General features: G+C 61.4%; 10 protein-coding genes. 6 read left to right on the top strand and 4 right to left on the bottom strand.

From position 1 onward, the window contains the following. Positions 1-13 precede the first annotated feature (13 nt). The 3 genes from KP701_RS02795 to KP701_RS02785 are packed head-to-tail and all read left to right on the top strand — an operon-like array spanning position 14 to position 4,128. Positions 14-535, top strand: coding sequence for a DUF2497 domain-containing protein (locus KP701_RS02795; protein WP_215745621.1), 522 nt, complete (start codon positions 14-16; stop codon positions 533-535). A gap of 55 nt (positions 536-590) precedes the next feature. Continuing rightward, positions 591-3,257 carry a valine--tRNA ligase gene (locus KP701_RS02790; RefSeq protein WP_215745620.1) on the top strand — a complete coding sequence of 889 codons (2,667 nt, stop codon included), beginning with the start codon at positions 591-593 and terminating at the stop codon, positions 3,255-3,257. Further along, positions 3,250-4,128 (top strand): hypothetical protein, encoded by an 879-nt coding sequence (locus KP701_RS02785; protein WP_215745619.1) that lies wholly within the window; start codon positions 3,250-3,252, stop codon positions 4,126-4,128. Before KP701_RS02790 ends, KP701_RS02785 begins: the two co-directional genes overlap by 8 nt. Here the strand turns inward: KP701_RS02785 and ilvD are convergent. Continuing rightward, positions 4,106-5,962 (bottom strand): dihydroxy-acid dehydratase, encoded by a 1,857-nt coding sequence (ilvD, locus tag KP701_RS02780; RefSeq protein ID WP_215745680.1) that lies wholly within the window; start codon positions 5,960-5,962, stop codon positions 4,106-4,108. The two genes, KP701_RS02785 and ilvD, sit on opposite strands and share 23 nt — an antisense overlap. A gap of 152 nt (positions 5,963-6,114) precedes the next feature. Here ilvD and KP701_RS02775 point away from each other — a divergent pair, with 152 nt between their 5' ends. The 3 genes from KP701_RS02775 (at position 6,115) to KP701_RS02765 (ending at position 10,128) form a co-directional block, all read left to right on the top strand. Further along, the gene (locus tag KP701_RS02775) at positions 6,115-8,061 is read left to right on the top strand and encodes a CocE/NonD family hydrolase (RefSeq protein WP_215745618.1); all 1,947 of its coding nucleotides are present in this window, start codon (positions 6,115-6,117) and stop codon (positions 8,059-8,061) included. An 85-nt stretch (positions 8,062-8,146) separates the two neighbouring features. Further along, complete coding sequence (gene msrA / locus KP701_RS02770; RefSeq protein ID WP_215745617.1) at positions 8,147-8,692, top strand: peptide-methionine (S)-S-oxide reductase MsrA; 546 nt, start codon at positions 8,147-8,149, stop codon at positions 8,690-8,692. Between the two features lie 53 nt (positions 8,693-8,745). After that, positions 8,746-10,128, top strand: coding sequence for a DUF2252 domain-containing protein (locus KP701_RS02765; RefSeq protein ID WP_215745616.1), 1,383 nt, complete (start codon positions 8,746-8,748; stop codon positions 10,126-10,128). 10 nt (positions 10,129-10,138) lie between these two features. On the opposite strand, the gene KP701_RS02760 is transcribed toward KP701_RS02765, so the two are convergent. The 3 genes from KP701_RS02760 to dut all read right to left on the bottom strand — a co-directional run bounded on the left by KP701_RS02760 (position 10,139) and on the right by dut (position 13,667). After that, complete coding sequence (locus KP701_RS02760) at positions 10,139-11,452, bottom strand: AAA-associated domain-containing protein (protein ID WP_215745615.1); 1,314 nt, start codon at positions 11,450-11,452, stop codon at positions 10,139-10,141. Positions 11,453-11,477: 25 nt separating this feature from the next. Beyond that, entirely contained in the window at positions 11,478-13,121 is a 1,644-nt protein-coding gene (locus KP701_RS02755; protein WP_215745614.1) for an ABC transporter permease subunit, read from the bottom strand. Between the two features lie 90 nt (positions 13,122-13,211). Then, positions 13,212-13,667, bottom strand: coding sequence for a dUTP diphosphatase (gene dut, locus KP701_RS02750; protein ID WP_215745613.1), 456 nt, complete (start codon positions 13,665-13,667; stop codon positions 13,212-13,214). Positions 13,668-13,682 lie beyond the last annotated feature (15 nt).

Raw genomic sequence — 13,682 nt, 5'->3', positions numbered from 1 at the left:
ATATTAACAATCCATGACTTCTTCTGACTCGATCCAGCAAGACCAGCATGCCGACAACGCAATGACAGACGTCCTGAGTTCGATCAGGCGTGCCCTTCATGAGGATCCCAAATCGCCTGAATCGACCGATGAGAAGCCCAGCATGCCGTCCCAGGAAGAAGAACTGACCCTCGATAACTCCATGATGGTCGCACCGCCCGTCGCAACGGCTCCGGCCGATACCACCGCGACTTCCGCCTCTGAAGCCCCCCCGGCAGCTCAGCCTGCCCAGAGCGAACCGGCCAAGGATGACCTCATGAACGCCCAGACAGTCGCCGCAGCGGAGCGTTCTCTGGATGAGCTGCACGCCGCATTCAGCGGAGCCACCCCCCTTGCATCCGACACTGTCATCAGCCGGAGCAGCGGCCTGACGATCGAAGACATGGTGCGAGGCGAAGTCCGGAGCATGGTACGCACATGGCTGGATGCCCATCTTCCGTCGCTGGTTGAAATTCTTGTCCGTGCGGAAATTGCCCGTCTGCGTCCACGAGAGTAAGAAGGGCGGCGGAAGCACGTTCTTCCACCTGCTGTACTGACTGTCCTGGATAACCATGCTCGAAAAAAGCTTCGTCCCCGCCGATCATGAAAATGCCCTCTACGACGCGTGGGAGAAAAGCGGCGCTTTCCGGGCTCACCCCGACCAGCCGGGTGAGCCTTTTTCGATCATGTTCCCACCGCCGAATGTCACGGGCACGCTGCATCTCGGCCACTCTCTGAATTTTGTCCTTCAGGACATGCTGATTCGCTGGAAACGTCAGGAAGGATTCAATGTCCTCTGGCAGCCAGGGACGGACCACGCGGGCATTGCCACGCAGATGGTCGTCGAGCGTGCTCTCGACAAGGAAGGCACCAGCAGAACCGCTCTGGGACGCGAAGGTTTTCTCGAACGCGTCTGGGACTGGAAGCAGGAATACGGCGGCACGATCGTCAAGCAGCTCCGCAAGCTCGGTGCCTCGGCGGACTGGGAGCGTGAGCGCTTTACGATGGACGACGGATTGTCTCGTGCTGTCCGAAAGGTTTTCGTTACCCTTTATAATGAAGGCCTGATTTATCGCGACCGGCGTCTGGTGAACTGGGATCCGAAGTTCCGTTCGGCCATTTCGGACCTGGAAGTGGAAAACCACGAGACCAAGGGGTCCATGTGGTACATCCGCTATCCGCTGGAAGACGGCCGGACCATCACGGTAGCCACAACACGTCCGGAAACCATGCTGGGCGATGTTGCAGTGGCCGTTCATCCGGAGGATGAGCGATACGCCGACATGATCGGCAAGACCGTGATCCTGCCGCTTACGGGGCGTCGCATTCCCGTTGTCGCCGATCTGCATTCCGATCCAGAAAAGGGCACAGGCGCAGTCAAGATCACGCCGGCACATGACTTCAATGACTTTGAAGTTGGCAAGCGTCACAATCTGCCGGCTCCGACTGTTCTTGATGAAACAGCCTGTCTGTGGATCGAGGAAATCCGCCCTGAACTGCGCGACGTCGAAGGACTGGCTTCGGTTGCATTCGTCGAAACCCTGAACGGCCTGAGCCGCGAAGAAGGCCGCAAGCAGGTTGTTGCCGAACTTGAGCGTCTGGAATGGCTGGAGAAGATCGAGCCGCACAAGCTTCAGGTGCCGCATGCGGAGCGTGGCGGTGCAATCGTTGAGCCGCGCCTAACGCTTCAGTGGTACTGCGATGCCAAGACCCTGTCCGGCCCCGCGGTGGAAGCGGTCGAAAGCGGAAAGATCGCTTTTGAGCCGCGGCAGTGGGAAAACACGTTCCACGCCTGGATGCGCGATATCCAGCCCTGGTGCATCAGCCGGCAGCTCTGGTGGGGACACCGGATCCCCGCCTGGTATGGGGCGGACGGCAAGGTCTATGTCGCTGAAAATGAACAGGATGCCCAGGCCCAGGCAGGCGAGGGCGTAAGCCTTACGCAGGATGAGGACGTTCTGGACACATGGTTCAGCTCCGCCCTGTGGCCCTTCACGACGCTTGGCTGGCCTGACAAAACGGAAGAGCTGGCCCGTTACTATCCGACCAGCGTGCTGGTTACGGGCTTTGACATCATTTTCTTCTGGGTGGCCCGGATGATGATGATGGGGCTGCATTTCATGGATGATGTTCCGTTCCGGACGGTCCTGATCCATGGGCTGGTCCGGGACGAGAAGGGCCAGAAGATGTCCAAGTCCAAGGGCAACGGTCTCGACCCGCTGGATCTTGTGGCCGAGTTCGGAGCGGATGCGACGCGTCTGGCAATCTGTGCGGGGACGGGTCCGGGGCGGGATATCAAGCTCGGGCGCAAGCGTGTTGAAGAACACCGGGCCTTTGTCACGAAGCTGTGGAATGCCGCGCGTTTCCTGGAAATGAACGGTGCCAAGCCGACGGAAGACTTCGATCCGGCGAGCGTCAAAAGCGCACTTGGGCGATGGATCCTGACGGAAGCGAACGATGCCATCACCGAAGCAGGGCGGGCCCTCTCGGTCTATCGCTTCGATGAATATGCAAACTGCTGCTATCGCTTCGTGTGGAGCCGTTTCTGTGACTGGTTCGTGGAGTTCTCGAAGCCCGTCTTTGCGGCGGAAAATGAGGAAACTGCGGAGTTGCGGGCTGTCAGCGCGCATGTTCTGGGGCTGATCCTGCGTCTGATGCAGCCGGTTATTCCGTTCGTGACGGCGACGCTGTGGCAGGAGCTTGGCTATCCGGGCAAATTCGAAGAGATCCGCTGGCCGGAGATCATGACCGTGACCCGGGCCAACGACGCCCGCGCCGAGCTGGACTGGGTTATCCGGCTGATCGGGGATGTCCGGACGGTGCGTTCGGAAATGAACATCCCGCCGTCGCAGAAGGCACCGCTGCTGCTGCGCGATGGCGCGCCGGAAAATCTGGAACGCGCCAAGACCTGGGCTGAGGCCATTGGCCGTATGGCCCGTGTTTCCGAAGTTGGTGTCGTCGGTGAGGATGCGCCGCGCAATGCGGCTCAGATCGTTCTGGATGAGGCGACCGTTTTCATTCCGCTGGAAGGTCTGATCGACCTTGATGCGGAACGGGCGCGGCTTGCCAAGGAAATAACCCGGATTGAAGGCGAGATCCTCAAGGTGACGCGCAAGCTGGACAACGCGGACTTCGTGGCCCGCGCCAAGCCGGAAGTCGTGGAAGAAAACCGCGAACGTCTGGCGACTTTCCAGAGCGATCTGGAGCGTCTGAAGGCGGCTCTGGGGCGTCTTGCCTGAGTTGAAAACGGCCGCCTGCCTTGGAGGAGCCATTCTTGCCGTCATGGCAGGCGTGGCCGAGGCCCAGGCTTTACCGGAGGGGCGAAGCCTTGAGACTGCGACCCTCGCGGGTGAGCATTTCGAGGTTTCGGTCTTCCGCCCGGCGTCGTGTCAGATCCGGGCCATCCTGTTCGTGCTCGCCGGAAAGAACCGGAACAGCGCCACATATCGCGACGACACGATCCCACTCGCCAGACATGAATGCAGTCTTGTGTTCGCGCCCGACTTTCCCGTGGCACGGTTCTCCGTTCGGCAGTATCAGCGCGGTGGTTTTCCGGCGTTACAGCAGACGCCCCCTGCGGCGACCTACATGAAGCTGCTGGAACAGTGGGCCCGGGCGGTTTCCGGCGAGCCGCGCGTGCCGATCATTCTGATGGGGCACTCCGCCGGAGCGCAGTATCTGGAACGGGTCGAAGCCTATGCTCCGGGCGAAGAGGTCATGACGGTCATCATGAACCCCGCGACCTATGTGGAGCCTGAAACGGAGACAGCGGTCCCCTACGGGTTCCGTAACTGGCCGGAATCCGGCAGTCTTCCGGACCTCAAGCGCTATCTTTCACGAAATATCGCAGTCATTCTGGGTGCTGAGGATACCGAAACGTCCTCAGCCACAGAACATATTCCCGCAGCGACGGAACAGGGCCGCAACCGCCTTGAACGCGGGCAGTGGGCCTATGCCCAAGGGCGGGAACAGGCTGAAAAGCTCAATGTTCCCTTTGGCTGGACGATTACGCTCGTCCCGGCGACCGGCCATGAAGCCTCAAAAATGCTGGCGTCCGCCGAATTGCAGGACGCCGTGGAAAGCGCGATCAGATCCGCGTCTTCACGATGATCTGCGACAGATCGCGAACCGCGCCATGGGCCGCACTCGTGGTCATCGCAGCGTAGGCCTGAAGGGCTTTCGAGACCACACGCTCACGGTTGGGCTTCCAGGCATTTGTCCCGCGTGCATTCATACGCTCGCGGCGGTCGGCAATGTCAGAGTCCGAAACGGCGAGGTGCAGGGTGCGGTTCGGAATGTCGATCTCGATACGATCGCCGTCCTCGACCAGACCGATCAGGCCACCTTCGGCGGCTTCAGGGGACATGTGGCCGATGGACAGGCCCGAGCTTCCGCCTGAGAAGCGACCATCCGTGATCAGGGCGCAGACCTTGCCCAGACCTTTCGACTTCAGATAGCTCGTCGGGTACAGCATTTCCTGCATGCCAGGTCCGCCCTTGGGGCCTTCGTAGCGGATGACCACGACGTCACCGGCCACGACGCGATTGCCCAGGATGGCGGCAACGGCATCATCCTGACTCTCGAAAACCCGCGCTGTTCCCGTGAAGGTCAGGATGCTGGCTTCGACACCGGCTGTTTTGACGATGGCGCCGTCTTCGGCGAGGTTGCCGTACAGCACGGCCAGACCGCCATCCTGCGAAAAGGCATGCACCTTGTCACGCAGAACGCCGCCTTCACGGTCCTGATCCAGTTCGTGGTAGCGACTGGACTGCGAGAAGGCATGAACGGTCCGGACATTGCCGGGTGCGGCCTTGAACAGATGGGCGGCTTCCTCATCTCCGTTCAGGATGTCCCATTTCTTCAGTGCGTCCCCAAGCGTCGGAGCGTGGACGGTCGGAACATCCTTGTGGATCAGGCCCGCGCGGTCCAGTTCTCCCAGAATGGCCGGGATGCCGCCGGCACGATGGACGTCTTCCATGTGCACGTCGTTCTTGGCGGGCGCGACCTTGCACAGATTTGGCACACGGCGCGACAGGCGGTCGATGTCGTGCATGTGGAAATCGACTTCACCTTCGCGGGCTGCCGCCAGAAGATGCAGGACCGTGTTGGTGGAGCCGCCCATGGCGATATCAAGCGTCATGGCGTTCTCGAAAGCCGCGCGCGTGGCAATGCTGCGAGGCAGGACTGAAGCATCGTCCTGTTCGTACCAGCGTCGGGCCAGTTCCACGATCCGACGGCCTGCACTCAGGAAGAGTTCGCGACGGTCGCTGTGGGTGGCGAGCAGGGAGCCATTACCGGGCAGGGACAGGCCCAGCGCCTCGGTCAGGCAGTTCATGGAATTGGCCGTGAACATGCCCGAGCAGGAGCCGCAGGTCGGGCAGGCGGAGCGTTCGATCTGTTCGGACTCGCTGTCGGACACGTCCGGGTTGGCGGCGGCGACCATGGAATCAATCAGGTCCAGCTTACGCGTCACACCCGGGCCGTTGATCTTGCCGGCTTCCATCGGGCCACCGGAGACGAACACGACGGGGATGTTCAGGCGCATGGACGCCATCAGCATGCCCGGCGTGATCTTGTCGCAGTTGCTGATGCAGACGATCGCATCCGCACAGTGCGCGTTGACCATGTATTCCACGGAATCCGCGATCAGCTCGCGCGAGGGCAGGGAATACAGCATTCCGCCATGGCCCATCGCAATGCCGTCATCCACTGCGATCGTATTGAATTCCTTGGCAATTCCGCCGACTTCCTCGATCGCGGAGGCCACCAGACTGCCCATGTCCTTCAGATGGACATGGCCCGGAACAAACTGCGTGAAGGAATTGGCAATGGCGATAATGGGCTTGCCGAAATCGCCATCCTTCATGCCCGTCGCCCGCCAGAGCGCACGTGCGCCAGCCATGTTGCGGCCATGTGTGGTGGTGCGGGAGCGATAGGCGGGCATGGAAGATACTTTCATGACAGGAGAAGGCCCTGATCCATAGCGAATCAGGCGCACGGAAGCCAGTGCAGGAAAGATATGAAAAGCCAGGCCGCCTCCCCTTGCTTGAAAGACTCTGTCCGGTCCAAACTCGCAACAAAGATCAGGAGCCTTTCGTGAGACGTCATTTTCTGAGCCTCGGCACCGCTCTGGCCGCGACATTCCTGTGTGCGGCACAGGCCGCCGAACCTGCCACATCCACCCCTGCGGTCACGCCTGACATGATCCAGACGGGCAGTGACATTCCCGCCCATGTCAGCATGCCGATCGACCAGCGCGATTACATCAAGCGCGACGTGATGATCCCCATGCGCGATGGCATCAAGCTGCATACGGTCATCGTGATCCCCAAAGGTGCGAAGAACGCCCCGATCCTGCTGACCCGCACGCCCTATCATGCCAGCGAACGCGCAAACCGTGTTCCGGACGCATCAACCATGCGTGCCATCCTGCCGCAGGGTGATGGCGTCTTCGTGGATGAAGGCTATATCCGCGTCTTTCAGGACGTCCGCGGCAAGTATGGCTCACAGGGCGACTATGTCATGACGCGGCCGCCGATCGGCCCGCTGAACCCGACCAAGACGGACGATACGACCGACGCCTGGGACACGATCGACTGGCTGGTGAAGAACCTGACCGAGAGCAACGGCCGCGTGGGCATGACGGGATCGTCCTATGAGGGCTGGACCGTGGTCATGGCGCTGCTCGATCCGCATCCGGCCCTGAAGGTTGCGGCTCCGGAAAGTCCGATGGTCGATGGCTGGATGGGCGACGACTGGTTCCATTACGGTGCGTTCCGCCAGCCGGGACTGGACTATTTCACGGCCCAGATGACGGAAGCCGGATCCGGTCCGTCCATTCCCCGCCCGGATGCGGACGACTACACGACCTTCCTTGCCGATGTCTCCACCGGCAATTTCGCGACAAAGGCGGGGCTGGACCAGTTCCCCTGGTGGCGCCGCATGAAGGCCCATCCGGCCTATGATGCCTTCTGGCAGGATCAGGCGCTGGACCAGCTGATCGTGAAGAAGCCGCTCAAGGTTCCGACGATCTGGGAACAGGGTCTGTGGGACCAGGAGGACATGTGGGGTGCGATCCATTCGTGGATAAATCTGAAGGCACATCACACGCAGGTTCCGAATATCCTCGTCATGGGGCCATGGCGTCATAGCGGCGTGAACTATGATGGCTCCACGCTTGGCCCGCTGCATTTCAACGGCGACACCGCATTATGGTATCGTGCCAATGTCATGCGTCCCTTCTTCGATCACTATCTGAAGAACGCGCCCGATCCGCATCTGGACGAAGCCATCATCTACAATACGGGCGAGAACCACTGGGATCACTTCCGCAACTGGCTGAGTGACTGCACCGCGACCTGCATGCAGAAGGGCGAACGCCTGTATCTGCAGCCGGATCATGGACTGGCCTTCAAACGCACGCTGCCCGGCACGGACAGTTATGTCTCCGACCCGGCCCATCCGGTGCCTTTCGTTCAGCGTCCGTACATGATGGGCGAGGATCCACGCTGGAAGGCTTGGCTCGTGACCGACCAGCGGTTCGCCGAAAGCCGCCCGGACGTCCTGACCTACGAAACGCCCGTACTTGATGCTCCGGTCACGGTATCGGGTGTGCCGACAGCCGATATTTTCGCCAGCACCACCGGGACGGATGCGGATTTTGTGGTGAAGATCATCGATGTCCAGCCTGGCCTGACGCCGGATAATCCGCAGATGGGTGGCTATGAACTGCCGATGTCGATGGATATTTTCCGTGGACGTTACCGGCAGAGCTTCACGCATCCCTCCGCGATTCCGGCGGGACAGGTGCAGGAATACCGCTTTACGCTTCCGGCCATGAACCATGTGTTCCAGAAGGGGCACCGGATCATGATCCAGATCCAGTCGAGCTGGTTCCCGCTCTATGACCGCAACCCGCAGACCTTCGTGCCGAACATTTTCGACGCCAAGGCTTCGGATTATCACGTCGCGACCCAGACCATCCATCGCGGTGGCGATCATGCCAGCGCCGTCTGGCTCCCGACCGTCGCACCCGCACAGTAATCCCGCGCATCACGCCATCCGGTAACTCGTCAGACAGGATCAGCCTTCCCATATAGGGGGCTGATCCTTTTAGCGGAGCATCATCATGACGACCCAACAGTCTTCCATCCTTCTTGGCGCAGGCTGCTTCTGGTGCGTCGAGGCCGTCTTTACCGGTCTGCGCGGCATCATTTCGGCCGAACCGGGCTATGCCGGCGGCTCCGTCGACAATCCAAGCTATGAAGACGTCTGTACCGGACGGACGGGCCATGCAGAAGTCGTGAAGGTCGTGTTTGATCCGGCCGAAATCGGCCTGGAAGACGTCCTGCGCGTGTTTTTCACGACGCATGATCCCACACAGCTCAACCGTCAGGGCAACGATGTCGGCACGCAGTACCGCTCCGTTATTTTCGGGGATGCCGCCCAGCAGGAAACAGCTCGCAGGGTGCGGGATGAAATTGCGTCCGAAGGCATCTGGCCTGACCCGATCGTGACCTCCATCGAAGGGGCCGCCCGTTTCTGGCCGGCCGAGGAGAAACATCACGATTATTTCGCCCGCAACCCACAGACGGCGTATTGTGCAGCCGTGGTGGCTCCCAAGGTCGCCAAGGCCCGCAAGCTTTACCGCGATCGCCTCAAGCAGCCTGACTGAAGCGGAGGATGGGTGCTTTGTCGTGGAGCGTTTTTCGGATACCGTGACAAACCATGACAAAGACACCTTCTTTCCCGCCGCTCCGTACCCGCCAGGCCCGCTATGAAGCCGGCGTGGTCCTGCGCAAGACCGTCAAGCGCAGCAGCCACGCCCTGTGGGTTCCGCCCGCAAAGCGCCCTGATCCGATCGGGATTCTGCTAGAGCAGGGGAAGAGCCGGATCGCGGACCTGCTGCCGATCCGCCATCAGCGCATGAAGGCCTCGCCCTTCGCTTTCCTGCGCGGAGCAGCGGCAGTCATGGCGTCTGACCTGTCCTTCACGCCGAAAACCGGACTGCGGGTGCAGTCCTGCGGAGACTGTCATCTGGACAATTTCGGATGCTATCCGTCTCCGGAAGGGCTTCCGGTCTTCGATATCAACGATTTCGATGAAACCGCTCCCGCGACGTTCGAGTGGGACCTCAAGCGTCTGGCGACCAGCCTTGTGCTGGCGGGACGCGAGGCTTCACTGTCCGGGAAGCACTGCCGTCATCTGGCTGTCTCGGCCGTTCAGCATTACGTCGATGAAATTATCCGTCTGTCAAAGCTTCCGCCGCTTCAGGCCTGGAACGAGCGGATCGATCTGCGGGCGGTCATCGACGGGATCGTGGACGACAGGATCCGCACAGGCATGATGGAGAAGATCCAGTCCGAGCTGGGGGCCATTTCCGGGCATTTCGGCATGATCGATCCGAAATCTTCGGGACGTCTGAAGGAACATCCGCCTTTTGTCACGCGCCTGCCTCAGCACAACGACATCGTTCGCGGCGCCTTCGCACGCTATGTCAGCGACCTGCCGCCGGAACGCAGGATCGTTCTGGAGCGCTACGCCCTACAGGACGTGCTGTTCAAGGTCGTCGGCATTGGCAGTGTCGGGACGTTCTGTGCGCTCGGACTGTTCACGACCGCCGATAACGAGCCTCTGATCCTCCAGATCAAGGAAGCCCAGACCTCCGTTCTCGAACCTTTCCAGGGCGCTGTGGACCTGCCCAACCATGGGGAGCGGGTTGTCACCGGGCAGCGCATCATGCAGGCCAGTTCGGATACATTCCTGGGCTGGACGCACACCACCGGCAAACGCACGACCGACCAGACCGGACGCAAGGCCGGTGGGGGCCGGGATTTCTATGTGCGTCAGACCAAGGATGTCCGTCTGGCCATGATCGGCGAGAAGATCGAGGACGCGCTTCTGCCGGAATATGCCGCACTCTGTGGGCGCACTCTGGGCCGTTCACATGGTCGTTCCGCCGATCTGCCCCTGCTGGCCGGCTATCTGGGGAAGGGACATTCCTTTGCCCGCGCCATTGCCGATTTTGCAGTGCTCTATGCCAATCAGAGCGAGAAGGACTGGAAAGCCTTCACCCAGGCCATCGCGGACAAGCGCGTCTGCTGCGCCTGAGGCGCGAGGCTTATTCCTCGTTCTCCAGATGGAAGCGGTCGGATTCCTCATCATAGTCGAACAGCTCGGCATAACGGGCCCAGCCGATGGCCGTGGTGAGGGTCTGCCGCGCATAATCGGGTGACATGCTCTCTTCCATGGCCTTGCGGAACCGGGCCGCATCCACAGTGTGGCTCGAACGCTCGTCCAGTGTGCTGCGGATGGAGCGAAGCAGAGGCAGGTGATGCAGAAGCGCTTTGCGCATCAGGTCCTTGCGGGTGTCTGAATCTCCTTCGACAAAAGCCTGACCATCGGGTGTCAGCAGAATGTCGCCATCCTCCAGCTCCGCCAGATCCAGAAGCTGAAGCGACTCACCCAGCGGCAGAAGGTCATCCAGCGTCATCTGGAGACGCTGCGCCAGTTCCGGCAGATCGGCCCGTCCTGAGAGCGGTTCACTTTCAAGCACTTCCATCAGTCCGACCAGAACCTCCACCGCCAGATCCGGCAGCACAATGGAGAAGGGCGGAAGGGCGGTGGCCGAGGCGACAGGTGGCTGGACAGGGTCTGCCTCGGAGACGATGGGGGCGCGACGGGTCATGAGCGCGTAGATCTGGTCCACGAAGCGCCGGAAATCCTCGTCATCGCGGTTGCGCGGATGGGAGAAGGGGACCGCAATCTCATGCGTTACGCGGCCGGGACTGGAAGAGAAAATAAGGATGCGATCACACATCAGGACCGCTTCCTCGATCCCGTGCGTCGCAAGAAGCATGGCTTTGAGCGGCAGACGTTTCTCGTCCCACAATTCGATCAGATCGGTCCGCAGGTTCTCGGCACTCAGGACATCCAGCGCCGAGAACGGTTCATCCAGCAGAAGCAGGGACGGCTGAAGCGCAAGCGCGCGGGCAAAGGAAACGCGTTGACTGAGGGCGTCGGAAAGCTCTTTCGGATAGGCGTTCTCGTAGCCTTCAAGCCCCATGACCCCGATGGCGGCATCGGTCATGGCTTCGCGCTCGGCACGGGGCAGACGGCGCATTTCCAGACCCAGCGCCACATTCTGCCGCAGGGTCAGCCAGGGAAAGAGCGCGCCGGACTGAAAGACCGTCGCCACACCATCCAAAGGCCCCGTCACGGGCTCTCCCTGCCAGAACACCTGTCCTGACATCGGGGGCGTCAGTCCGGCCATGATCCGCAGCAGGGAGGATTTTCCGGAGCCGGATCGCCCGAGAAGCCCCAGGATTTCACCCGTCCGCACATCGAAGCTGACATGATCGAGCACGACCAGATCCGTGCTGCTCTCCTTGAGATAGGTCTGGCGACATTCGCGAAGGGACAGGAGAGATTTCATGGGTCTGTGGATTTCAGCCTGAGGTTCAGATCGTATATTTTTGTGCCGCATTCACGGCGAGAGGTTGCAGGACCAGTCGATCCAGCAGCATGGAAAGAAGCGTCAGCAGCATCAGCGCGAACGTCTGCGCTGCCACGGCCCCGCTCAGGGCCTCTGAGAGCAGGGCGGCCCCAAGACCGCTATCGGACGGCACGAAAGCCTCCGCCACCATCACCGCATTCCAGACCGGCACCACCGCCGTCAGCAGGCCGCCGCACAGTTCCGGCGCGATGGCCGGCAGCAGAAGGCGCCGCCACAGCAGGACACCCCGCAGACGCAGGCCCGCCGCAACCTGTCTGAGGCCTGAGGGAATGGCTTTCGCCGCGTCGAGCACAACGACCCCGACCAGCCAGTGCGCGCCCAGAAAGAGCAGAATGACCGGGGAATCGAGCCCCAGTTCCCGGCAGAGCGGATAGAGGAGCACGGCCGGGAAAAGACCGCAGGCCATCACGGCCATCCGGCAGACATTGCGCAGGGAAGATCCGTGCTCGCTGATCACAAGGCCCAGCGGAACCCAGACCAGCATACACAGAAGCAGCGTCCCACACACATGCGAAAGCGTGAGCATGCTCTCGGCCAGATCCGCGGGAACCTGCCGCAGAAGGCCAACGTGATAGACCGCATAAACCAGAAGAAACAGAGAGACGACAGGCAGGAGTGCTTCTGGAAGCTCCCGGATTGTCCTGTCGCGCTCGGGGAGGATGCTGCGCGGTCGGCCCAGCCGCCAGTTCCCGATCCAGACGAGGGCATCACTCACGCCCCCACTGAGCCAGAGCATGAGCTTTGTGCGCCTCCAGATCGTCAGCAGCCAGGATTGCGGACGCGAGCGTTCCTCGAACGGGCCTTCAGGCCGGTAACGCTGCGCCCAGCCCACCATGGGGCGCATGAGAGCCTGATCGATCACAAGGATCAGCAGAAGAATGATCCCGGAAACTTCGACGATCCGGAGCGGATGATGGTCCAGCATGGCCTGCAGGGCAGCCGCACCGCATCCGCCCGTCGCCTGATGGCTCATCAGCATCATCAAACCTTCGGCGGACAGCAGCCGAACCCAGAAAGCCGGCATGGCCTGCATGGCCCTGAAGGTCGTCAGCGGTACAGCGATTGGCATCTGAAGGCGCCAGAAACGCTGCCAGCCCGTCATGCGGAGGCCGATCGCAACTTCATCAAGCGCGGGGGGAAGCGTGTCTTCCGCATCGAGCACAGCCGTCACGATCCGCCAGATCATGCTAGACGCGGCAACCAGCATGATGGTCAGGGCCGGGGGGAAGAGCGCCGCCAGGATCCCGATCAGCCCAAGACCCGGAACGGCACGGGCGACAGAGAGGGCGGGGATGAGAAATGCCCTGAAACGGGGCCACTGACACGCCGCCCCAGAGAGAAGCAGCGATGCCGCCACGACAATCAGCAAGGACAGGATCACATGCAGGAAGGTCAGCCCCGCCATGTCCCACAACGGCAGGGGAGCACCGGGTGGCATGGCAGACAGGACAGGCGCTACAGAAGCGCGGGGCAGCATCAGGAGCGCAAAAGCGGTCGCACAGAACAGGATCGAAAGCTCGACGCCGCTCATGCGCTGGCGCCAGCGATGCATGATCCGCATGGGCATGGCCATTGGGCTGCCCGTCATGATGCGCGCGATCCTTCCTCTTGATGGAAACCAGAGGTTAGAAAGAGACGTCTGGAAGGCTCAAGTGTTTTCTGCATGTCACCGGCCGGATCAGTGGCCGGTGCTGCCAAAGCCGCCCTCACCACGCACCGTCTCGTCCAGCGTCTCGACTTCCGTCCAGCGCAGGCGGGAGACCGGGGCCAGTACGCCCTGCGCGATCCGGGTGCCACGCTCGACGGTGAAAGGCTCGGTGCCTGCATTCATGACGATGATGCGAAGCTCGCCGCGATAGTCCTCGTCGATGGTGCCGGGAGAGTTGGGCAGCGTGATGCCATGCTTGAGGGCCAGACCCGAGCGGGGGCGCACCTGAAGCTCGTAAGCAGGTGGCAGGGCAATGCACAGCCCGGTCGGCACCAGAACGCGCTCACCCGGAGCGATCGTCATGGGGGCGTCCACAGCGGCCAGGAAATCAAATCCTGCAGCACCGGCAGTGGCATAGGCGGGAAGGGGAAGGCCTTCGGAATGAGGCAGGCGCGTGATGCGCACATCAATCAGGTCTGTCGTCATGGCCCCTGTCTTATC

This window comes from Gluconobacter sp. P1C6_b (genome assembly GCF_018811945.1).
Classification (GTDB): Bacteria; Pseudomonadota; Alphaproteobacteria; order Acetobacterales; family Acetobacteraceae; genus Gluconobacter.
Note: the sequence above shows the minus strand (reverse complement) of the source record. Positions and strands in the feature narration are given on the sequence as shown.

What these genes read in the sequence shown, in the direction of transcription:
- KP701_RS02795 (WP_215745621.1), top strand. Translation starts at nt 14, where the DNA reads ATGACTTCTTCTGACTCGATCCAGCAAGACCAGCATGCCGACAACGCA.
- KP701_RS02760 (WP_215745615.1), bottom strand. Translation starts at nt 11,452, where the DNA reads ATGAAATCTCTCCTGTCCCTTCGCGAATGTCGCCAGACCTATCTCAAG.
- dut (WP_215745613.1), bottom strand. Translation starts at nt 13,667, where the DNA reads ATGACGACAGACCTGATTGATGTGCGCATCACGCGCCTGCCTCATTCC.
- KP701_RS02765 (WP_215745616.1), top strand. Translation starts at nt 8,746, where the DNA reads ATGACAAAGACACCTTCTTTCCCGCCGCTCCGTACCCGCCAGGCCCGC.
- msrA (WP_215745617.1), top strand. Translation starts at nt 8,147, where the DNA reads ATGACGACCCAACAGTCTTCCATCCTTCTTGGCGCAGGCTGCTTCTGG.
- KP701_RS02790 (WP_215745620.1), top strand. Translation starts at nt 591, where the DNA reads ATGCTCGAAAAAAGCTTCGTCCCCGCCGATCATGAAAATGCCCTCTAC.
- KP701_RS02755 (WP_215745614.1), bottom strand. Translation starts at nt 13,121, where the DNA reads ATGACGGGCAGCCCAATGGCCATGCCCATGCGGATCATGCATCGCTGG.
- ilvD (WP_215745680.1), bottom strand. Translation starts at nt 5,962, where the DNA reads ATGCCCGCCTATCGCTCCCGCACCACCACACATGGCCGCAACATGGCT.